Origin of the sequence: Streptomyces fructofermentans, from assembly GCF_014651055.1 — a bacterium.
Taxonomy (GTDB): Bacteria; Actinomycetota; Actinomycetes; order Streptomycetales; family Streptomycetaceae; genus Streptomyces; species Streptomyces fructofermentans.
In genome coordinates this window covers 432,135-452,893 of the sequence record NZ_BMWD01000001.1, presented here as the reverse complement: position 1 = coordinate 452,893, position 20,759 = coordinate 432,135, and the positions used below count along the sequence as shown (strand labels likewise).

Genomic DNA, 20,759 nt, shown 5'->3' with positions numbered 1-20,759 from the left:
GCCTTTCGGCCACCTCCCGGGACGTCCCGGTCAGTCGCCGTCGGCGGAACCGAGGACCAGTGCGACCGTCCGCTCCCGGCCGTCGCGCTCCAGCGTCAGCTCCAGCCGGTCGCCCGGGCGGTGGGCGCGGGTCTTGACGATGAGCTCCTCACCGGAGCGCACGCGCTGCCCGTCGACCTCGGTGATCACGTCGCCGGCCTCGATGCCGGCCCGGTCGCCGGGGCCGCCGCGGGTGACCGGGGGTCCGCCGTCGGCCGCCTCGGCTCCCACGCGGGCCCCGTCGCCCGTGTACTCCATGTCCAGCGTCACGCCGATGACCGGGTGGGTGGCCTTGCCCGTGTTGATGAGTTCCTCGGCGACGCGCTTGCCCTGGTTGATGGGGATGGCGAAACCGAGGCCGATCGAACCGGACTGGCCGTTCTCCGGGGCGGAGCCGCTGTCGGCGGAGCGGATGGCGCTGTTGATGCCGATGACCCGGGCCTTGGAGTCGACCAGCGGACCACCGGAGTTGCCCGGGTTTATCGGGGCGTCCGTCTGCAGCGCGTCCACGTACGAGATGTCGCTGCCGTCGCCCTCCTCGCCGCCCGCCGTGATGGGGCGCTCCTTGGCGCTGATGATGCCCGCGGTGACGGTGTTCTCCAGGTCGAAGGGGGCGCCGATGGCCACCACCGGGTCGCCGACCTGCACGTTGTCGGAGTTGCCGAGCGGGAGGGGCTTGAGGCCGCTGACACCCTTCACCTTGACGACGGCGAGGTCGTAGCCGCTGTCGTGCCCGACGACCTCGGCCTTGGCGGTCTGGCCGCCGCTGAAGGTGACCGTTATCCCGCCGGAGCCGTCCGCCGGGTCGACGACGTGGTTGTTGGTGAGGATGTGGCCGCGCCGGTCGAGGACGAATCCGGTGCCGGTGCCCTGCGCGTCCGATCCGCTCACATGCAGCGTGACGACGCTGGGCAGCGCGCTGGCCGCGATGCCGGCCACGCTGTCCGGTGCCCGTCCCTCGGCCTCGGTGTCGGCCTGCGGCAGCTCCACGTCGTCGATGCCGCCGTTGCGCTCCAGATAGGCGCCCACGGCCCCGCCGACGCCTCCGGAGGCCAGCGCGAGGAGTGCGGCGCCGAGGACCAGTGCCCTGCGCGTACGGCCTCGGCGGGCGGCCACGCTCTCGGCGGCCGCTCCGTTGTGCTGGAGGGGTGCGGCGGCCCAGGGGTCGTAGTTCTGCCAGGGGCTGTGCGCGGCCGGGCCGGTTCCGCCGTGTTCGGGGCCGGCGGGGAACGGGGCGGCACCGGGCTCGGGGGCGGAAGCGCGCGCCGGGGCGGGGAAGGGGAAGTCGCCCTCGCCGGGAGGGCCGGCCGGGGGCAGGAACCCGTGGCCCGGGTGGCCCGGGCCGCCCGGGCCGCCCGGACCGCCCGGACCGCCCGGACCGGGGACGTCGGACCGGTGCTGGCCCGGAGGCAGCGCGGGTCCGGGGACGCCGTGCGGGGCGGCCGGTTCCGGTCCGGCTCCCGGGGTCAGGTCCCGGTGCGGGGCCGCGGCCCCGACGGCGGTCCCGTGGGCGGGGGTCGTCCCCGGGTGCTGCACAGGCGGTGCGGGGGCCCAGGGGCCGGGCCGGCCGTAGGGCGGGGTGCTGTAGGGGTCGGGGTCGTGGAGGGGGCGGGGCCGCTCGCCTCCCGTGCCCGCTCCGGCCGCCACGTCGTCCCGGACCGGAACGGTCCCCAGCGCCGGGACGGGCGCCGGATCGGGCTCCGGGGCGGGCGCGGCGAGGGGCTCCGGCGCGGGCGCGGCGAGGCGCTCCGGCGCGGGCGCGGCGAGAGGCTCCGGGGCGGGCGCGGCGAGGGGCTCCGGCGCGGGCGCGGGTATGGGCGCCGAGCCGCTGCCGCCGGCGGACGGGTCCGTGGCGGACGGGCCGTCCCCGGCGCGCGCTCCCGCGGGCTTCTCCAACTCGAAGTCGCCGTCCGTGCCGCCCCCGTGAACGCCGCTCGCGCCGTCCGTCGCGGCCACGGCCTCCGCTCGGGCGGAGTCCGGCACATGGGTTCGGGGCCGGCTCCACCACTTCGGCCTCGTGGGCTTCCCCTCGTCCATGCTGGTCGTACTCCCCACGCCTGACCCGCGGCACTGCACGTCGGCGGCCACCGCGGTTTGTCGACTCCGCGCCCGGGGTCACTGCGGCGGGCACGGCACATCCCCTGGATTCAACCAGGTTCCCGGGCCGTCGCGCAGAGAGCCGGGTCAGCCGGAGGTGGAAGGCGAGGGTGAGGCGGACGAGGTGAACGGCGGCAGCACCGGAAGCACCGACGTGTCGACCTCCTGGCCCGCCGACCACGTGGTGAGCGTGACGGGTGGCGCCGGGGTGAAGGGACGTATGAGCGGCGACATGGCGGCGGCACCGACCAGCACGGGGGTCGCCAGCGTGTGCAGCGGGCGGGCCCCCTGCCCGACGGTCGACGCGGTGCCGGGCGCGGGTGCCCCGGGCAGCAGCGGCGCCGACATACCGGTCTGCGCCCCGCCCTCTCCGGTGAAGGACCGCTGGCCCTGTGCGAGCAGCGGCGCGACGCCGCGCCGGCGCTGGTTGTCCGAGTTGGCGGTGCCCGCGGCGCCGGCGCTCCGCATGGGCGTCACATTGCTGCCGGACCCCGATCCGCCCCGTGTGTCGGAGGTGTCGGCGGGTACGCCGGTCGACACCCCGCCGAGCGCGATCGCAGCGAGCGAGACGGCTCCGGCCGCGGCGGCCGCGAAGCGCAGCCCGCGTGACGCCGACCGCTCGGCCTCGCGGCGGTTCATGTCGTGGATGCGGAACCCGCGCTGCCCCGAGGGCAGCACGGCGGAGTGGACGCCCGACGGCGCGTAGCCGAAGGAGCCCGGTGTCATGTCGAAGACCCCGGGGGCGCCGAAGCCTCTCCCGCCGAGCGGGGGTCCGTCACCGTCCGTGCCGTCCCCGCCGGGGAGTCCCTGGAGACGGGCGAGGAAGCTCTCCGAGGGCGGCGGCGGGGCCACCTCCGCGAAGACGTTCTTGAGTCGCCGCTGCTCGTCGGCCTCCGACTTGCAGCGCGCGCACGTGGCGAGGTGGGACAGGACGCGCTCGCGCGCCTCGTGCCCGAGTTCGCCGTCGACCAAGGCGGAGAGCCGGTCTCCGAGGTGCTGTTCGGCGAGGGGCCGGTCGGCAGGGTTCAGCCGTGATCCGCTCACGTGGTCCCGCCCCCTCCTCCCAGTGCGGGCACTCCGGTCACCGCGAACCCGCGGCGCTCGGCCCGTGCCTCGGGCGACCGGTGGGCCAGGGCCTTGCGCAGCTGGGAGCGGCCGCGGTGGATGCGGCTGCGGACCGTGCCGAGCTTGACGCCCAGGGTCGCGGCGATCTCCTCGTACGAGAGGCCCTCGATGTCGCAGAGCACGACCGCGGCGCGGAATTCCGGCGCGAGCGTGTCGAGTGCCTGCTGGACGTCCGCGTCGAAGTGCGTGTCGTTGAAGACCTGCTGCGGGGACGGCTCGCGGCTGGGCAGGCGCTCGGCCGCGTCGTCGCCGAGGGCGTCGAAACGGATGCGCTGCTTGCGGCGGACCATGTCGAGGAACAGGTTGGTGGTGATGCGGTGCAGCCAGCCCTCGAAGGTGCCCGGCGTGTACGTCGACAGTGAGCGGAAGACCCTGACGAAGACTTCCTGGGTCAGGTCCTCGGCATCGTGCTGGTTTCCCGTCAGGCGGTACGCCAGACGGTAGACCCGGCCGCTGTGCGTGCTGACGATCTCCTCCCAGGTGGGCGGAGTCCACGCCTGCGAGTCCGCGTCGGACGTGAAGGTCGCGGTCTGGGCGGAGTCGGCGATGCGGGTCCCCCCGCTCGAACGAAGTCGAGAATGAGGGAGGGATCGGTCAGCGGTGTCGTTCACGGATTTCGGCTCACCCGCTGATCTGAGCAGGCGCCTGAGCACCCCTCCCCGATCCACAGGCTCGGCCGCACCTCCCCTGTCGGCTCTGGTGGTGTCCAGTGGAGCACCTACCATAGCCACCTCGCCCGTTAGCTCCGGATAAGCGGTTTTACGAGAAATTGATACGCGCTCATATGGCTGCGTCAGCACCTGCCGGCCGTCCTCGTCCATCGGCTTCCCCCCGCGTAGTCCCGCACCCCCTTGTGAACGACTGGTCCCATCTGCGGGTTCCCGGCGGCAACGGATACAGTCACGCCCAGGCAACCACGGGGACAGGAGAGGGCCATTACCGGCAACCGGCTGACGAGCTGGGCGTTCGCCGACGCCTTTGTCGCCGAGGACGAGGCACTGCACTGGGCGAGGGACCGCGCCCGGGACGCGGGGCTGCGCTCGGTGTCGCCCGGCACGGGCGCCGCCCTGCGGCTGCTGGCCGCCACCGTGGACGCGAAGGCGGTCGCGGAGATCGGGACCGGCACCGGCGTATCCGGAATTCATCTGCTGCACGGCATGCGGCCGGACGGTGTACTCACGACCGTCGATCCGGAGCCGGAGCACCAGCAGTTCGCCCGCCAGGCCTTCCGCGCGTCCGGCTTCGCCAGCAATCGCGCCCGCTTCATCCCGGGCCGCGCGCTGGACGTCCTGCCCCGGCTCGCGGACGCCGGGTACGACCTCGTCTTCTGCGACGGCGACCGGCTGGAGTGCCTGGACTACCTCGCTGAATCGTTGCGCCTGCTGCGGCCGGGCGGCCTGGTCGTCTTCGAGGGCGTCTTCGCGAACGGCCGGACCGTGGAGTCGGGACCGCAGCCCACCGAGGTGCTGCGGCTGCGCGAACTGCTGCGCGCGATCCGCGAGAGCCAGGACCTCGTGCCCTCGCTGCTGCCGGTCGGCGACGGCCTGCTGTGCGCGGTCAAGCGCTGACACGCCCCGTCCACGGCTCACCCTGGAACACCCTTTGACCTGCACAAACGCCACAGGGGCACGCCATTGGCGTGCCCCTGTACGTCAGCTGCCCCGGCATCGCGTGACGATGCCGGGGCAGCTGACAGGTATGGTCGCGTTCCGCGTCAGCCGACGACCTTCTTGAGGGCGTCGCCGAGCGCGTCCGCCTCGTCCGGGGTCAGCTCGACGACGAGCCGACCGCCGCCTTCGAGCGGAACGCGCATGACGATGCCCCGCCCCTCCTTGGTCACCTCGAGCGGGCCATCGCCCGTCCGCGGCTTCATGGCCGCCATGCTCGTTCCCCTTCCTGAAACCAGCTCATCGTCGCCGACGGCCCCACTGAAGGGCACGCATCCTCTCGTCGGACACGCGTCACCGGCATCGAACACATTGCTTCCAAGCCATTATCCCGCATCTCAGGACCCGATGACCAACATCAGTCGGCATCGCTTGCGCAACGCGCTTGAGCAAAACCACTCAATTCGCCGAAGTGGCTGCGATACTGCGCCGCCGCATGGACTTCCGGCGGCCGGAATTCTTTGACGCAGGTCACATGTCCGGACCTCACCGCTCCCCGCGATCTCCGCCATGCTGTCCTCAGACGCAGACGTACCGACGGGTACGTCGGAGCCGCGACACCGGAGAGGACCGCCATGGCCGACACCGTGCTCTACGAGGTGAGCGACGGACTCGCGACCATCACGCTGAACCGCCCCGAGGCGATGAACGCGCTGAACACCGGGACGAAGGTCGCCCTCCGGGACGCGGCGCAGGCCGCGGCGGCCGACAGCTCCGTACGGGCCGTGCTGCTGACCGCGGCGGGCGAGCGGGCGTTCTGCGTGGGCCAGGACCTCAAGGAGCACATCGGCGGCCTCCTCGCGGCGCGCGAGTCGGGCTCGGACGAGGGCGTCATGAGCACGGTCCGTGAGCACTACAACCCGATCGTGCGGGCCCTGACCGGCGCCGCGAAGCCCGTGGTGGCGGCGGTCAACGGCGTCGCGGCCGGCGCCGGTTTCGGCTTCGCCCTGGCGGCGGACTACCGGATCGTCGCGGACACCGCCACGTTCAACACCTCGTTCGCCGGGGTCGCCCTGACCGCCGACTCGGGCATCTCCTGGACGCTGCCGCGCGTCGTCGGCCCCGGCCGGGCCGCCGACCTGCTGCTCTTCCCGCGCAGCATCGGCGCGCAGGAGGCGTACGACCTGGGCATCGCCAACCGCGTCGTGCCCGCGGCCGATCTGGCCGCCGAGGCCGTGAAGGTGGCGCGCGCGCTGGCCGAGGGCCCGACGCTCGCCTACGCGGCGCTCAAGGAGTCCCTCGCCCACGCCCTCTCCCACTCACTGGACGAGAGCCTGGAGAAGGAGGACGAGCTCCAGACCCGGGCGGGTTCCTCCGAGGACCACACGATCGCCGTGCAGGCCTTCGTCGACAAGGAGAAGCCGAAGTACCTGGGGCGCTGAGGCGCCCGGCGGACCGCGGCGCCCGCGGCCGGTTCAGCGGCCGCGGGCCACGCAGTCCGCAAGGTGGTCGTCGACCAGGCCGCACGCCTGCATCAGGGCGTAGGCCGTGGTCGGCCCCACGAAGCGGATGCCCCGCTTCTTCAGGGCCTTGGAGAGGGCCGTCGACTCGTCGGTGACCGCCGGCACGTCCGCGAGGGCCTCGGGGGCGGGACGGGACGCCGCGTCGGGCGCGTACGACCAGATCAGCGTGTCCAGGTCGCCCGGGGACCAGTCGGCGAGCACGCGCGCGTTGGCGACGGTCGCCTCGATCTTGGCGCGGTTGCGGATGATGCCCGCGTCGGCGAGCAGGCGCTCCTTGTCGGCCTCCGTGAAGGCGGCCACCTCGGTGATCGCGAAGCCGGCGAAGGCGGCGCGGAAGCCCTCGCGGCGGCGCAGGATCGTGAGCCACGACAGCCCCGACTGGAAGGCCTCCAGGCAGAGCCGCTCGTACAGCGCGTCGTCGCCGTGGACCGGGCGGCCCCACTCCTGGTCGTGGTAGGCGACGTAGTCCTCGGTGGACAGGGCCCAGGGGCAGCGCAGGGCGCCGTCGGGCCCCTTGCGGGCGTCACTCATCGGCGGTCCTCCCCCGAGGGCTTCTCCAGGGACGTGGCACGGGCGGCGCGCGCGCCGGCGAGCGCGGCCTCCAGGTCGGCGATCCGGGCGTCCCGCTCGGACAGTTCGGCGCCGAGGCGGCCGAGGGCCTCGTCCACGTCCGCCATGCGGTAGCCGCGCAGCGTGAGCGGGAAGCGCAGGGCCTCCACGTCGCCCCGGTGCACGGGCCGGTCGGCGGGCAGCGGGTCGCGGAGGCGCTCGGGCGGGGCCTCGGCGAGGGCGCCGCTCTCCCCGCCGCCCACGACGGAGAGGGTCACCGCGCCGACCACGACCACGAGGGCGACGACCAGGAACAAGAACATGAACATCGCTGAGGTCCCCACGCTCTGGTGCCGACGCGGGGCGCGTCGGCGCGGAAAGTGTCAGGCACCGATCGTGCCATGCGACTCTGACGGTTAGGGTCGCAGGCGGTCCTACGGCGACGACGACTGGGAGAGGTCACAGGGGATGCTCAGGCTGGGCAGGCGCGAATTCGGCGCGCACGAGCCGGTGATCATGGCGATCGTGAACCGGACCCCGGACTCCTTCTACGACCAGGGGGCCACCTTCCGCGACGAGCCGGCGCTCGCGCGCGTGGAGCAGGCCGTGTCCGAGGGCGCCGCGATCATCGACATCGGCGGGGTGAAGGCCGGGCCGGGCGAGGAGGTCACGGCCGAGGAGGAGGCGCGCCGCACGGTGGGCTTCGTCGCCGAGGTGCGGCGGCGCTTCCCCGACGTCGTCATCAGCGTCGACACCTGGCGGCACGACGTCGGCGAGGCCGTCTGCGAGGCGGGCGCTGACGTGCTCAACGACGCGTGGGGCGGCTTCGATCCACGGCTCGCGGAGGTCGCCGGGCGGTACGGCGCGGGGCTGGTCTGCACCCACGCGGGCGGCACCCGGCCGCGCACCCGGCCCCACCGCGTCGCGTACGAGGACGTGATGGCCGACATCCTGGAGGTCACGGTCGGCCTGGCCGAGCGCGCCGTCTCGCTCGGGGTGCCCCGCGAGTCGGTGCTGATCGACCCGGGGCACGACTTCGGCAAGAACACCCGGCACAGCCTCGAGGCCACGCGGCGGCTGGGCGAGATGGCCGCCACGGGGTGGCCGGTGCTGGTGTCGCTGTCCAACAAGGACTTCGTGGGCGAGACCCTCGACCGTCCGGTCAAGGAGCGCTTGCTGGGCACCCTGGCCACGACGGCGGTGTCCGCGTGGCTGGGGGCGCAGGTGTACCGCGTGCACGAGGTGGCCGAGACACGGCAGGTGCTCGACATGGTGGCCGCGATCGCGGGACACCGCCCCCCGGCGGTCGCGCGCCGGGGCCTGGCCTAGAGGCCTCACCGGCCTCCCCCGCCGAGGACGGGCACCGGGCGGAGCCCCGGGACGGGCCGGGCTCCCGGCGGGCGGCCCGCCGGGAGCCCGCGCGCCCCGCGCGGGACCGGGCTACCTCCCGGCCTCCTTCGAGACCAGGGCCACCGCCTCGTCCACGTCGTCCGTGAGGTGGAACAGGAGCAGGTCCTTCTCCGAGGCCTTGCCCTGGGCGATCAGCGTGTTCCTGAGCCAGTCGACCAGCCCGCCCCAGTACTCCGTGCCGAAGAGCACGATGGGGAAGCGGGTGACCTTCTGCGTCTGGACCAGGGTGAGGGCCTCGAAAAGCTCGTCGAGGGTGCCCAGACCGCCGGGCAGGACCACGAACCCCTGCGCGTACTTGACGAACATCATCTTGCGCACGAAGAAGTAGCGGAAGTTGAGTCCGATGTCGACGTAGGGGTTGAGCCCCTGCTCGAAGGGCAGCTCGATGCCCAGTCCGACGGAGATGCCCTTCGCCTCGCACGCGCCCTTGTTGGCGGCCTCCATGGCCCCGGGTCCGCCGCCGGTGATCACGGCGAACCCCGCCTCGACCAGGCCGCGTCCGAGAGCCACGCCCGCCGCGTACTCGGGCGAGTCGGCGGGCGTCCTGGCCGAGCCGAACACGCTGATGGCGGGCGGGAGTTCGGCCAGGGTCCCGAAGCCCTCGATGAACTCCGACTGGATGCGCAGCACCCGCCAGGGATCGGTGTGGACCCAGTCCGAGGGCCCGCCCGCGTCCAGCAGCCGCTGGTCCGTCGTACTCGACTGCACCTGGTCCCGCCTGCGCAGCACGGGGCCCAGCCGCTGCTCCTCCGGTGGCTGCTTGCTGCCCTCGGGATTGCCGGTAGCCATGTCCGCTCCCTCCGCTTGGCGATCGTTCCACCTCAGCGTAGATCTACGCGGGTTACGGAGGGGGGACGCCGGCATGTCCGCCATGAACTGCCGGGCGCACCGGGCGGGGCCGGGCGGGGTTCAGGAGGTCAGCCAGGCCGTCAGCCGCTCCTCGCCCGCGAGGATCTTCGCGGTGTCGACGCGCTCGTCCCGCTTGTGCGCCAAGTGCGGGTTGCCGGGGCCGTAGTTCACCGCGGGGACGCCGAGCGCGCTGAAGCGGGAGACGTCGGTCCAGCCGAACTTGGGCTGCGGAGTGCCGCCCACGGCCTCGATGAACGCGACCGCGGCCGGGTGGGAGAGCCCGGGCAGCGCCGCTCCGCTCTGGTCGTCGACCACGAACTCCTCGACGCCGCAGCCGGCGAAGACCTCGTGGACGTGGGCCAGCGCCTCCTCCTCGGTGCGGTCGGGCGCGTAGCGGAAGTTCACGGTGACCACGCACTCGTCGGGGATCACGTTGCCCGCCACCCCGCCCGAGATCCCGACGGCGTTCAGCCCTTCGCGGTACTCCAGGCCGTCGATCACGGGACGGCGCGGCTCGTACGAGGCGAGGCGCGCGAGGACCGGCGCGGCCGCGTGGACGGCGTTCGAGCCCATCCAGCCGCGCGCCGAGTGCGCCCGCTCGCCCGTGGTCCTCAGCAGGACCCTCAGGGTGCCCTGGCAGCCGCCCTCGACCTGCCCGTCGGACGGCTCCAGGAGGACCGCGAAGTCCCCCTCGAGCCAGTCGGGGTGGGCCTCGGCCACGTGCCGCAGGCCGTTGAGGTGGGCGGCGACCTCCTCGTTGTCGTAGAAGACGAAGGTGATGTCGCGGTTGGGCTCCGGGACCGTGGCCGCGATCCGCAGCTGGACGGCGACACCCGACTTCATGTCGCAGGTGCCGCAGCCCCACAGCACTCCGTCCTCGTCGAGCCGCGACGGCACGTTGTCCGCGATCGGGACGGTGTCGATGTGGCCGGCCAGGATCACGCGCTCGGCCCGTCCCAGGTGCGTCCGCGCGACGACGTTGTTGCCGTGGCGGTCGACTGTCAGGTGCGGCAGGGCGCGCAGCGCGGCCTCGACGGCGTCCGCGAGGGGCTTCTCGGTGCCGCTCTCGGAGGGGAAGTCGACGAGCTGCGCGGTCAGGCGGGCAGCGTCCAGCGTGAGGTCAAGCGGGGTCTCGGCCATGCCGTCGACCCTAACGCCCGCCCGCGGGCGCCCGGCCGCGGCCCGGAGCGCCGGACGGGCGCCCCGTGACGCCCCGCGGGACGCCCTCCGGGCCCGGCCGGGAGTGCCTTCGCGCACTTGTCCACAGGCTCACCGAACACCGACCGTACTCTCCAGTACCTTGTACCCGTGCCAGAGCCGTCCCCCACTCCCGTACGCCGCGGCCGCCTCTTCCGTTTCGGAGCGGCCCTCGTCGTTCTGCTCGCCGTCGCGGGCTATCTCGCCGTGCAGTACCTCACCGGGGGCACGGGCGAGCCGAAGTGCACGGTCGTCTCCGGAAAGGACGACGGCGCCTCGTACGAGTTCACCACCGAGCAGGCGGTGAACGCGGCGACGATCACCGCCGTCGGCACCAATCGCGGCATGCCCGAGCGGGCGGTCACGATCGCGCTGGCGACGGCGCTCCAGGAGTCCGCCCTGCGCAACATCCGGCACGGCGACCGGGACTCGCTGGGCCTGTTCCAGCAGCGGCCGTCGCAGGGCTGGGGCACGGAGCGCGAGATCATGGACCCGACGTACGCGGCGGGCGAGTTCTACAAGCATCTGGACAAGGTCCGGGACTACGAGGACCTCCCCCTCACGGTCGCCGCGCAGCGCGTCCAGCGCAGCGGCTTCCCGGACGCGTACGCGAAGCACGAGCCGGACGCCACGCTTCTCGCGGCGGCGCTCACCGGGCGCGCCGCCGCCACGCTGACCTGCGAGGGCCGCCAGGAAGTGCGCGCGGGCGGTCCGGACGCGGTGCGGGCCGCGCTCGTCCGGGACTTCGGCCGCGACGCGTTCCAGGAGGTGGGGGCCGAGATGGCGGGCGCCGCCTCCGAGGCACCCCGGGACGACACGTCGACCTCCTCATCTGCCCCCTCTGCCTCCTCTGCCGCCTCGCGCCCCGCGTCCCCCGCGGCGACGGCGGGCGGCACCGGAGGCCGTCGAACCCTGACCCTGCCGGTCCCGAGGACATCGGAGGCCGAGGGCGGCGAACGCCGCCGCGGCTGGGTCCTCGCGCACTGGGCCGTGGCCAACTCCGCGGCGCTGCGCGTCGAGCAGGTCTCGTACGCGGGCCGGGTGTGGACGTCGGGGAGCAGGGACAGCGGGTGGCGCACCGACGGGTCGGCCGGTTCGGCCGCGCCGGGCGGGCGGAGCAACACGGAGGCGGTCCGGATCGTCACCGGGCAGTAGTACGGGTCCTCACTCGTCGGAGGTACACGGGGCACGGCCCGCCACCGCCCGCCCGGGCGCTCGCCCGCCCGTTCGCCGGTCGTCCGAATCCGTTGGGAACAAAGGGCTGCGGGGATTACGCACGCCCTCTCGCCGGACGCTCTTTGCCCGGGTTTCTCCGCAGCCGATAATGCGACGCATTGCGAACTCTTTACGTCGGGCCAGCGAAACCTTCGCGGACTTCGAGCGGTAGTCACTGCGTCCGAGCCCGGAACGATCAACAGCCGGTCGATCGACGGCCGGTCGGCAACCAGTCGGCCAACTGCCGGGCCCGTCAGGACACTTCATCGTTGTCTTCCGTCTAAGGAGCACCATGTCCCTCCCCCTGACCCGTCGGATCGCCCGTGCCGCGCTGCTCATCGCAGCGGGAGCGGCGCCCGTGGTCGGTGCGGCCGGCTCCGCGAGCGCGGCCGAACTGCCGGCCGCACCCGACCTCGGCGGCCTGACCTCGCTGGACACCGCCGGCAGCAGCCTCGACGGTGCCACGCGGCACGCGACCGGGCTGGCGGGCAACCCGGGCGGCAAGGCCGTGAAGAAGGCGGTGCCGGCCACCGGCAAGACGGGCGGCAAGGCCGTCAAGAAGGCGACGCCCGCCGCCCAGAAGGCGGCCGGGGACGTCGCCGGGACCGCGAGCGGAGTGCTGGGCGACGCCGCGGAGTCGGCCGGTGGGGGTCTGCCCACCGACGCCGTCGGCAAGGGCGCGCTGCCCGCCGAGTCGCTGCCGCTGAAGGGTCTGCCGCTCGGCTAGTCGCCGGGGCGCCCGTCCGCGAAGGGTCCAGGGTCCTCCCTGGACCCTTCGCGTGCGCCCGGGCCCAATGGGCGGGAACGGTGCGTGGGGCGCGTCCCCCGGGGCACCGCCGCGCCCCGGGGGACGCACGGGATACGCGCAGCGCCCGGGGCGGGGCACCGGGGGCCCTCCGGACCGGAGGGCGTCGGGGGCCCGGGGCAATGCCGCCACCGGGGCTCCGGGGCCCGGAGGACCTCCCGTGCCCGGGGCGGTCCGCTACCGGGACCCGAGCCGCTCCACGGCCGCCCGTACCCGCTCGTCGGTCGCCGTCAGGGCCACGCGGACGAACTCGGCCCCCGCGGGCCCGTAGAAGTCGCCGGGCGCGACCAGGATGCCGAGGTCCGCCAGGTGCGCCACGGTGTCCCAGCAGGGCTCGTCGCGGGTCGCCCAGAGGTAGAGGCTCGCCTCGCTGTGCTCGATGCGGAAGCCGTGCCCGACGAGCGCGTCGCGCAGGGCGGTGCGGCGGGCCGCGTAGCGCTCGCGCTGTTCACGGACGTGGGTGTCGTCGGAGAGCGCGGCGGCCGTGGCGGCCTGGGTGGGCGCGGACGTCATCATGCCGCCGTGCTTGCGGACCTGCAGGAGGTCGCCGAGGACGGCGGGGTCGCCGGCCAGGAACGCGGCCCGGTAGCCCGCGAGGTTGGACCGCTTCGAGAGCGAGTGGACCGACACGATCCCCTCGTACGAGCCGCCGCACACGTCGGGGTGCAGGACCGAGACCGGGTCGGCCTCCCAGCCCAGTTCGATGTAGCACTCGTCGGCGAGGACGAGGACGCCGTGCTCACGGGCCCAGGCCACGATCCGGGCGAGCTCCTCCGCCGGGAGCACCCGTCCGGTCGGGTTGGACGGGGAGTTGAGCCACAGCAGCCTCAGGCCCTCGGGGTCGAGCCGCGTCGGGTCGTCGTAGGCCACGTGCTCCGCGCGGGCCAGCCGGGCGCCGACCTCGTAGGTCGGGTACGCGAGGCGCGGGTACGCCACGGTGTCCCCTGGACCGAGTCCGAGCTGGGTCGGCAGCCAGGCCACCAGTTCCTTGGACCCCACGACCGGCAGCACGTTGCGGTGGGTGAGGTCCAGGGCGCCCAGCCTCCGCCCGCACCAGTCCACGAGGGCGTCCCGCAGCTCCGGCGTGCCCCACACCGTGGGATAGCCGGGCGAGTCCGCCGCCGCGACGAGTGCCTTCTGGATCAGCTCGGGCACCGGGTCGACGGGGGTGCCGACGGAGAGGTCGACGATGCCGCCCGGGTGAGCGGCGGCCGTCGCCTTGAAGGGCTCCAGCTTGTCCCAGGGAAACGCGGGAAGCCGGTCGGAGACTGCGGACACGGGTTCTGGCTCACTTTCTCGTACGGACCGCTCAAGCGGCCGGCGCGCACGGACGGCGCCCGCGCACGGAGCCCGCGGTCGCACCCGGGGCGCGGACGGCGAACGCCCCGGTCCCGTACGGCGGCGGGGCCGCACGGGGCCGAGGCGGTGCTCCGCCGGCCACTGCCGGACGGGGCACGGCGTCGTACGTACCGCCTACTGGTTCTGCGGCGGCAGTCCCGCGACGAAGGGGTGGTCGCGCTCGATCAGCCCCAGCTTGCTGGCGCCGCCGGGCGAGCCGAGCTCGTCGAAGAACTCGACGTTCGCCTTGTAGTAGTCCTTCCACTCCTCGGGAGTGTCGTCCTCGTAGAAGATCGCCTCGACCGGGCAGACCGGCTCACAGGCACCACAGTCGACGCATTCGTCCGGGTGGATGTACAAGGACCGCTGGCCCTCGTAGATGCAGTCGACCGGGCACTCCTCGATGCACGCCTTGTCCTTGACGTCGACACAAGGCTGCGCGATGACGTAGGTCACGCTGTCGTTCCTCCTCGATAGGGCGCTGGCGAGCCGTCTTCAGGCTCCGCCACCTGGCGCGCGGGAGCGCGGCGTCGTCGATGCCCGCACCTAGTATCTCCGTTCTTGGGCATGATCCGAACAGGAGGGTTGGACTGAGCTGTGGAATTCTCTGCGCATATCCGGCTCGAGGTCCGCGTAACCCCCGCTGACGTGGGAAAACGCGTCTCGGTGCGGCGAGTGGTCGAAGACGCCCCCGAGGGTGAGAAGTTCACCGACACGGTCGGTGTTCTCACATCATGGGACAACGGTGTGCTGCTGATCACACGACGGTCCGGGGAAAGCGTCCAGATTCCGGAATCGGCGCTGGTGGCGGGCAAGGTGGTGCCGTCCGCGCCCGCCCGCCGACGGGGCCCGGCCGCGTCGTACGAGGAGCTGGCCCGGGTGTCCGCGCGCGCCTGGCAGCCGGTGGAGCGGGAGATGCTCGGCGGCTGGGAGCTGCGGGCGGCGGCCGGTTTCACCCGCCGCGCCAACTCGGCGCTGCCGCTGGGCGATCCGGGCCTGCCGCTGGACCGCGCCCTGCGGTACGTCCAGGACTGGTACGCGGCCCGGGAGCTGCCCGCGTACGTCCAGACGGCGACGGGGGCCGCGGGCACCCAGGAACTGCTGGGCGCCGAACTGGAGGGGCGGGGCTGGACGCGCGAGGTGACCGCGGAGCTGTGGACCGGCGCGCTGGCACCGCTCGGCGACCTGACGGACCCGGGTCCCGGGGGCACGGGCCCGGCGGGCACGGGTCCCGCGGTCAACCTCTCCCGCACGGTCGACGAGGCGTGGCTCGGCGGCTACGGGCGCAAGGGTCTGACCGAGGCGGCCCTCAAGGTCCTGGGCAGCGGGCCCTCCGTGTGGTTCGCGACCGTCCCCGGTGCCGGGGCGGGCGCGCCCGCGGCGATCGGCCGCTGCGTGGTGGACGGCCGGTGGGCGGGCTTCGCCGCGGTGGAGGTGGACCCGTCGGCGCGCCGACGGGGGCTGGCGACCGCGGTGATGGCGGCCCTCGCCCGCCGGGCCCTGTCCGAGGGCGCCTCGGCGGCGTGGCTCCAGGTGGAGAAGGAGAACGCGGGCGCCCGCACGCTGTACGCCGGGATGGGCTTCGCCGCCCACCACGCGTACCACCACTACCGCGCTCCCGCGGTGGCGGAGGGACCCGGCGGCGGGCAGGCGGGGCGGCGCCTCGACGGGGACGCGCGCGGCGGGTCCCCCGACCAATATCGATCGGCGTGAAAGGGCACGGGTCAGCCATGCGTCCTCTTCATCCTCCCGGGCCGGAGCAGAGCGCCGAGTGGCGGCGGCTGTTCGGCGACGAGGCACGGTCCGAGCGGCCCGACCTGTCGGTGCTGTGTCTGCTGGTGGGCGCCCAGGCGGACGGCGAGCTGGACGAGGCGGGCATGGACGCGGCGCAGATGGAGCTGGACCGGCTGGCCGGCGAGCTGCCGTTCCGGCCCGGCGGCCCGCGGGCCTGGGCCACGGCGCTGGCCGAGCACCTGGGCGGCCGCTGCCGGTTCCACGGCACGCAGGGCGACTACCAGCGTCTGAACTCCTCGCTGCTGCACGAGGTGCTGAGGCGGCGCCGGGGGCTGCCCATCCTGCTCTCGGTGGTCTGGATGGAGGTCGCGCGACGGGCCGGCGCCCCGGTCTACGGGGTGGCCCTGCCCGGTCACTTCGTGGTCGGGTTCGGGCCGCCCGACCAGCAGGTCCTCGCCGACCCCTTCGACGGCGGCCGGGTACTGACCGGCCCGGACGCCGAGCTGCTGGTCGCGGGGGCCACCGGCGCCCCGCTCGACCCGTCGATGCTGTCGCCCGCCGATCCGCTCGACGTCGTCCTGCGCATCCTGAACAACATCCGCGCCTGGGCCTCGGCGCGGCCCGAGCGGTCCGACGTCGCCCTGTGGGCCGTCGACCTGTCCCTGCTGCTGCCCTCCCACCCGGCCCGGCTGCGCTACGAGCGCGCCCAGTTGCTGGTCCGGCGCGGCGAGTTCCTTGACGGCGCCACCGAACTCGACGCCTACGCGGACATCGTGGCCGCCGTCGACGGACCCGCGGCCGACCGGGTGCGGCAGCAGGCCCAGGCGGCCAGGGCGATGCTCAACTGACGGCGCACGGCGGGCTCCAGGAGGTACGGGCCGGAGCCGCCGAGGGGTGGGCGGGCACCGGGAACGACCGAGGGGGCGCCCGGCCGGTGCCGTGCGCCCCCTGTACTCCGGTCCGGTTACGAGGGATCGGTGTCGATCACTCCGACGCGGTCCGCGGCCGTCCTGCCGAGGAGCGCGGGACGCATCGCGCCGATCACGTCCTCCGGCGTCACGGCCGTCTTCTTGCCGTTGGCCCGGGTGATCAGGACTCCGTCGAACGAGCCCCCGTAGAGCTTCTTCAGCGCCGCCCTGTCGTAGTACTCGACCAGCTTGCCCTGGGCGTTCGCCTTCACCCCGAGGAACTTCCACAGGGAGTTCTCCGGGCTGAACGGCAGCTCCACGCCGCCCGCCTTGATCGTCACGAGTCCGGACATCGCCGGCTGGGCGAACTCCTTCATCATGCGGTCGACCTCGGCCTTGGTGACCTTGGGCTCCCTCGTCGTGGTGGGGACCTTCACGGGCTCGGTCCGCCCGGTCTCCACCTGGGCCCGGTAGGCCGTCTGCACGGCGTCCGCGGACCGGGCGACGTCGATTCCCTGGCCCGCCTTGCCGTACACGGCCACGGCCTTGCCGGACTGGAACTTGATGGTGCCCTCGCTCGCCGAGCCGGAGCCGCCCGCGGCCTGCTCCAGGGCGGCCCCCAGCTTCTCCTCGTCGACGGGCATCACCGGGTCGACGACCCGCTCGTTGCCGAACAGCGAGCCGATGACCGAGACGGGGTTGTAGTCGCTGCCCGCCGCCACCCGTACCGTCGCCTGGCTGTCGAGCTGGAGCCCCGCCTGGTCCGGCTTGAGCGCGACGGTGTCCCCGTCGACGGACAGCTGGAGCGCCTTGGCCGCGCGGGCCTTGAAGGCGTCGTCGAGCTTCTGCACGGCCTCGTCGCGGGTACCGCCGCCGATGTCGACGCCGAGCACGCTGGTGCCCTTGGGCACGTCGGAGTGGTTCATCAGCAGCCCGGCGCCGTACGCGATGCCGCCGAGGGTCACCACACCGGTGACCAGGAGCACCAGCTTGCTGCGCCCCTTCTTCTTCGGGCGCGCCGCCGCCGGGGCGGCGGGCGTGACGGGCTGGGGCAGCTTCGGGGCCTGGTGCGCGAGGGCTCCGTCCCCGTGTCCCTCCGGCCCGAACGGCGAGTTCGGGGCGGCCGGCACCACGGGGATGCCGCTGGTCAGGGTGTGGCCGGAGACGTTCTCGCCGGGGACGCCGTAGCCGGGCGCGCCCGGCTGGGGCGCGAGTTGCTGCGGGGTGAGGATCGCGGTGTCGTCGCTGAGCGCGCTCGCGGGACGGCCCTGGCCCGCCGGGGGCCCGGTGAAGGAGGAGCCGCTCTGGGGCCCCTTGCCCCCGGGGAAGCCGGACGGGTCCGGACCGCCGCGGCCTGCGGGCGCGCCGGGACCACCGGGTGCGCCCTGGCCGCCGGGGAAGCCCGGGCCGCCCTGAGGACCCTGAGCGCCCTGGCCGGCGGGGCCCCGTCGGCCGCCGGGGGCCCCTGGGGCCGCGCCGGGCGCCGTCAGCCGGCCGTCGCCGCTGGTGGGGCCGCCGGTCGGCCCCGAGGGGCTTCCCTGGCCGCCCTGGCCGCCTCCCGAGAAGTACGGCAGTCCGTCGCGGCGCGGCTCGCCGCCGGCGTTGCCCGGGGCTCCGCCCGGCGGGTAGGGCGACGCGGAGCCGGTGCCCAGCGGACCTGCCGCCAGGGCTCCGGAGACGTCGAAGGAGCCCGTGCCTCCGCCGTGACCGGGCGCGACCGGGGCGGTTCCGCCCGCGCCGGGCAGCCCGGCGCCGTTCGTGCCGCCCGGCCGTCCGGCGCCGGGGCGCGATGCGCCGCCCGTGCCGGGAGCCTGCGGGGCGCCGGAGGCGGCGGGCCGCGCACCGGGAGCGGTGGGGCCGCCAACTCCCCCTGCGGGGCCCGGGCCGGGGCCCGGCGCGGCCGAACCGGCGGGCAGTCCGGCGCCATTGGTGCCGCCACCGCCGGGACCGCCCTTGGGCGCACCGGCCTTGCGTGGCGCGAACCAGTCGCTCGTCTTCTCGTCGGCGGGAGCGGTCGGCGCGGCGTGCGCCCCGGTGTCCGTGTCGACGGGCCCTGCCGCGGCGTTGCCGGCCGGCGGGCCGTCCTGGGCGGCGGGCTGCGGCGCGGGCTTGCCGCCGGAGGTGTCCGCGTTCGCGACGGGCGTGCGGACGACGACGGGCGGAATCGGCCGGGATCCGGGGATGTTGATGCGGATCCGCGTCGTCAGCGTGGTCTCGGTCTTGCGGTCCTCGGGGCGGTCACCGGCGGAACGTCCCGCGTCGGTGCCGTCGTCGGAGGGTGTGGGCGTTCCGTACGGCGGAGTGCCCGACGGGTATGCGGTTCCGCCGCGCCCGTTGGGCCCGGAGGACGAACTGTCAGTTTCACGACTCAAGGCAGGTTCTCCCGGTTGGCTCCACCGCCCGTTTACTCGACCTCGATTCGGGCGGCTCGGCGGCGCGCACCACCATACTGGCCACGTGTCGCACGTATCCTGCGGCCGTCGGGGAAACCCACACCGGACTTGCACCCGCGCCCTGTGGCGAAGTGGTACGTCACTTCCCAAGTCGGACAGCGGAGCCGCCCGGTTGCCGCCCCGGGGCAAGGGTGGCGCACATCACAGCGACGGCCATCCCGCCGAGCAGGAAGACGTACGAGCCCGCGCCCGCGGCGAACAGGAAGTCGCCCTCGGGACGGCTGGCGGTGAGCAGGACGACGGCGATCAGCCAGCCGGCCGCCGGCGCGACCGCCCCGGCACGACCGCCGGTGGCGAGGGCCCCGCCCACGAAGAGCCCGGCCGCGCCGCCCAGCGCGAGCAGCAGGCCGCCCGGGAACCAGGCGCCCTGGAGCAGCGCGCCGGCCACGGCGACCACGGCGCCGAGCAGGAACAGCCCGAGGTGGACGGCGAACCGTCCGGCGGACGGCAACCGCAGCGGCTGGGCGAGGGCGCTTCCCGCGGCCGCCCTGTTCGGCGAACTCATCGCACTTCCTCCCCGTTGTGCCTGTTCCCGATGTCCCTGCTGTTCCCGTGCTTCCCGGTCCCGGTGGTACCGGTGATCCCGGTGGCCCCGGGGGCTTCTCCGGCCCCACTGGTGCCGCCCGCCTCACCGGCCCCTCCACGCCCCGCGACGCCCGCGCCCGCTGCGGCCGCGGCTGTGCCGGCGCCCACGCCGTCACCGTCGGTGAGGCCGGCGAACAGGTCCGTCTCACGCGCCCCGGTGCGCTCCCCCCGCACCAGTTCGTAGTACTCGACCGTGAACAGCGGCTGCGCGAGCCCGTTCGAGAGCGCGAACCACGGTTCGGCGACCTCGATCTGCGTCGCGTGCGCCCGCATCGCGGCGGCCTTGGCGGCGGCGAAGCCGGTGCCGTCGATCTCGGTGGTCACCACGGTGTCGTCCACCACGCCGGGCACGTCCCCGACGGCGGCACGGGCCGGGAACGGCAGCTCGTCGAGCACCTCGTCGAGCCGGGCGAAGGCCTCCTCGGCGACGGAGCGCGGGACGCGGTTCCAGTAGACCTTGGAGATCGTCCAGGGGTCGCCGAGCTCCGCACGGAAGCCGGGGTCCGCGGCGAGGTCCAGGGCGCGCATGGCGACGCGGTGGGCCTGGATGTGGTCCGGGTGGCCGTATCCGCCGTCCGGGTCGTAGGTGACGAGCACCTGGGGGCGCACCTCGCGCACGACCCCGACCAGGTCGGCCGCGGCCGCGTCGAGTTCGGCGCCCCAGAAGCTGTGCGGGGCCTCGTTGTCCGGGAGGCCCATCATCCCCGAGTCCCGGTGGCGGCCGGCGGCGCCGAGGAACCGGTGGTCCGTCACGCCGAGCGCGCGCATCGCCGCGTCCAGCTCGGCCCGGCGGTGCTCGCCGAGGGCCTCGCCCGCCAGATGGGCGAGCGGGGGCGGGATGACCTCGCCCTGCTCGCCCAGCGTGCAGGTCACCAGCGTGACCCGGGCGCCCTCGGCCGCGTACCGGGCCATGGTCGCGCCGTTGTTGATCGTCTCGTCGTCCGGGTGCGCGTGGACCAGGAGCAGGCGCCGGGCCGCGCCGGATGGGGGTCCCCCCGGCCGGGAGCCGGAGGAGGGCAGTGCCGTCATGGACCCCACCCTACGAGGCCCGGTCAGAACTTGATGTCCCCGATCATGCCCGCGATGTTGGTGGTCAGATCGCTGATGGTGGGCGCGATCGTGGAGCTGGCGAGGTAGAAGCCGAGCAGGACGCAGACGATCGCGTGCACGGCCTTCAAGCCTGACTTCTTGATCAGGATGAAGACCACGATCGCCAGCAGCAGCACCGCCGAGATCGAGAGTGCCACAACGGCTCACCTCCAAGGATTCCAGGACCGGGGTTCGGACTACGGGGAGCGGTAAATCCATACAGCGGCCAGCGGGTT

General features: G+C 74.1%; 21 protein-coding genes. 7 read left to right on the top strand and 14 right to left on the bottom strand.

What is annotated here, in order from left to right:
- Positions 1–30: 30 nt before the first annotated feature.
- The 3 genes from IE265_RS01860 to sigE all read right to left on the bottom strand — a co-directional run bounded on the left by IE265_RS01860 (position 31) and on the right by sigE (position 3,914).
- Complete coding sequence (locus tag IE265_RS01860; protein WP_190033479.1) at positions 31–2,076, bottom strand: trypsin-like peptidase domain-containing protein; 2,046 nt, start codon at positions 2,074–2,076, stop codon at positions 31–33.
- A gap of 147 nt (positions 2,077–2,223) precedes the next feature.
- Complete coding sequence (locus IE265_RS01855) at positions 2,224–3,180, bottom strand: anti-sigma factor family protein (protein WP_190033478.1); 957 nt, start codon at positions 3,178–3,180, stop codon at positions 2,224–2,226.
- A complete protein-coding gene (gene sigE, locus IE265_RS01850) occupies positions 3,177–3,914 on the bottom strand; it encodes an RNA polymerase sigma factor SigE (protein ID WP_190033744.1) in 738 nt (245 codons plus the stop codon). Before sigE ends, IE265_RS01855 begins: the two co-directional genes overlap by 4 nt.
- Before the next feature lie 216 nt (positions 3,915–4,130).
- On the opposite strand from sigE, the gene IE265_RS01845 reads away from it, so the two are divergent.
- Positions 4,131–4,829 carry an O-methyltransferase gene (locus IE265_RS01845; RefSeq protein WP_308434768.1) on the top strand — a complete coding sequence of 233 codons (699 nt, stop codon included), beginning with the start codon at positions 4,131–4,133 and terminating at the stop codon, positions 4,827–4,829.
- A 146-nt stretch (positions 4,830–4,975) separates the two neighbouring features.
- On the opposite strand, the gene IE265_RS01840 is transcribed toward IE265_RS01845, so the two are convergent.
- Positions 4,976–5,143, bottom strand: a complete 168-nt coding sequence (locus IE265_RS01840) for a DUF3117 domain-containing protein (RefSeq protein WP_003966491.1) — start codon at positions 5,141–5,143, stop codon at positions 4,976–4,978.
- Positions 5,144–5,503: 360 nt separating this feature from the next.
- Here IE265_RS01840 and chcB point away from each other — a divergent pair, with 360 nt between their 5' ends.
- Complete coding sequence (chcB, locus tag IE265_RS01835) at positions 5,504–6,310, top strand: 2-cyclohexenylcarbonyl CoA isomerase (protein WP_190033477.1); 807 nt, start codon at positions 5,504–5,506, stop codon at positions 6,308–6,310.
- 33 nt (positions 6,311–6,343) lie between these two features.
- On the opposite strand, the gene IE265_RS01830 is transcribed toward chcB, so the two are convergent.
- Positions 6,344–6,922: a DNA-3-methyladenine glycosylase I gene (locus IE265_RS01830; protein ID WP_190033476.1), complete on the bottom strand. Its 579-nt coding sequence runs from the start codon at positions 6,920–6,922 to the stop codon at positions 6,344–6,346.
- Positions 6,919–7,269: a DivIVA domain-containing protein gene (locus IE265_RS01825; protein WP_190033475.1), complete on the bottom strand. Its 351-nt coding sequence runs from the start codon at positions 7,267–7,269 to the stop codon at positions 6,919–6,921. Before IE265_RS01825 ends, IE265_RS01830 begins: the two co-directional genes overlap by 4 nt.
- A 139-nt stretch (positions 7,270–7,408) precedes the next feature.
- Here IE265_RS01825 and folP point away from each other — a divergent pair, with 139 nt between their 5' ends.
- Positions 7,409–8,269 carry a dihydropteroate synthase gene (gene folP / locus IE265_RS01820; protein ID WP_190033474.1) on the top strand — a complete coding sequence of 287 codons (861 nt, stop codon included), beginning with the start codon at positions 7,409–7,411 and terminating at the stop codon, positions 8,267–8,269.
- A 111-nt stretch (positions 8,270–8,380) separates the two neighbouring features.
- On the opposite strand, the gene IE265_RS01815 is transcribed toward folP, so the two are convergent.
- Both IE265_RS01815 and dapE read right to left on the bottom strand, forming a co-directional pair.
- The gene (locus IE265_RS01815) at positions 8,381–9,139 is read right to left on the bottom strand and encodes an LOG family protein (RefSeq protein ID WP_190033473.1); all 759 of its coding nucleotides are present in this window, start codon (positions 9,137–9,139) and stop codon (positions 8,381–8,383) included.
- Between the two features lie 120 nt (positions 9,140–9,259).
- On the bottom strand, positions 9,260–10,339 hold the full coding sequence (dapE, locus tag IE265_RS01810) for a succinyl-diaminopimelate desuccinylase (RefSeq protein WP_190033472.1): 1,080 nt from the start codon (positions 10,337–10,339) through the stop codon (positions 9,260–9,262).
- 168 nt (positions 10,340–10,507) lie between these two features.
- Here dapE and IE265_RS01805 point away from each other — a divergent pair, with 168 nt between their 5' ends.
- Both IE265_RS01805 and IE265_RS01800 read left to right on the top strand, forming a co-directional pair.
- Positions 10,508–11,551: a VldE C-terminal domain-containing protein gene (locus IE265_RS01805; protein ID WP_190033471.1), complete on the top strand. Its 1,044-nt coding sequence runs from the start codon at positions 10,508–10,510 to the stop codon at positions 11,549–11,551.
- Between the two features lie 352 nt (positions 11,552–11,903).
- Entirely contained in the window at positions 11,904–12,338 is a 435-nt protein-coding gene (locus tag IE265_RS01800) for an ATP-binding protein (protein WP_190033470.1), read from the top strand.
- A 255-nt stretch (positions 12,339–12,593) separates the two neighbouring features.
- On the opposite strand, the gene IE265_RS01795 is transcribed toward IE265_RS01800, so the two are convergent.
- Both IE265_RS01795 and fdxA read right to left on the bottom strand, forming a co-directional pair.
- Positions 12,594–13,694, bottom strand: a complete 1,101-nt coding sequence (locus tag IE265_RS01795) for a bifunctional succinyldiaminopimelate transaminase/glutamate-prephenate aminotransferase (protein ID WP_190033469.1) — start codon at positions 13,692–13,694, stop codon at positions 12,594–12,596.
- Between the two features lie 195 nt (positions 13,695–13,889).
- Positions 13,890–14,210 (bottom strand): ferredoxin, encoded by a 321-nt coding sequence (gene fdxA / locus IE265_RS01790; RefSeq protein WP_190033468.1) that lies wholly within the window; start codon positions 14,208–14,210, stop codon positions 13,890–13,892.
- 141 nt (positions 14,211–14,351) lie between these two features.
- Here fdxA and IE265_RS01785 point away from each other — a divergent pair, with 141 nt between their 5' ends.
- Positions 14,352–15,467, top strand: a complete 1,116-nt coding sequence (locus tag IE265_RS01785) for a GNAT family N-acetyltransferase (protein WP_190033467.1) — start codon at positions 14,352–14,354, stop codon at positions 15,465–15,467.
- Positions 15,468–15,484: 17 nt separating this feature from the next.
- Complete coding sequence (locus tag IE265_RS01780; protein ID WP_190033466.1) at positions 15,485–16,336, top strand: transglutaminase family protein; 852 nt, start codon at positions 15,485–15,487, stop codon at positions 16,334–16,336.
- 116 nt (positions 16,337–16,452) lie between these two features.
- Here the strand turns inward: IE265_RS01780 and IE265_RS01775 are convergent, their stop codons facing one another.
- The 4 genes from IE265_RS01775 to IE265_RS01760 form a co-directional block, all read right to left on the bottom strand.
- On the bottom strand, positions 16,453–18,768 hold the full coding sequence (locus tag IE265_RS01775; protein ID WP_190033465.1) for a hypothetical protein: 2,316 nt from the start codon (positions 18,766–18,768) through the stop codon (positions 16,453–16,455).
- A gap of 160 nt (positions 18,769–18,928) precedes the next feature.
- Positions 18,929–19,354, bottom strand: a complete 426-nt coding sequence (locus IE265_RS01770; protein ID WP_190033464.1) for a DUF6113 family protein — start codon at positions 19,352–19,354, stop codon at positions 18,929–18,931.
- Positions 19,351–20,463 carry an N-acetyl-1-D-myo-inositol-2-amino-2-deoxy-alpha-D-glucopyranoside deacetylase gene (gene mshB, locus IE265_RS01765; protein WP_190033463.1) on the bottom strand — a complete coding sequence of 371 codons (1,113 nt, stop codon included), beginning with the start codon at positions 20,461–20,463 and terminating at the stop codon, positions 19,351–19,353. Before mshB ends, IE265_RS01770 begins: the two co-directional genes overlap by 4 nt.
- Before the next feature lie 23 nt (positions 20,464–20,486).
- Positions 20,487–20,681, bottom strand: coding sequence for a hypothetical protein (locus tag IE265_RS01760; RefSeq protein ID WP_190033462.1), 195 nt, complete (start codon positions 20,679–20,681; stop codon positions 20,487–20,489).
- Positions 20,682–20,759: the final 78 nt, after the last annotated feature.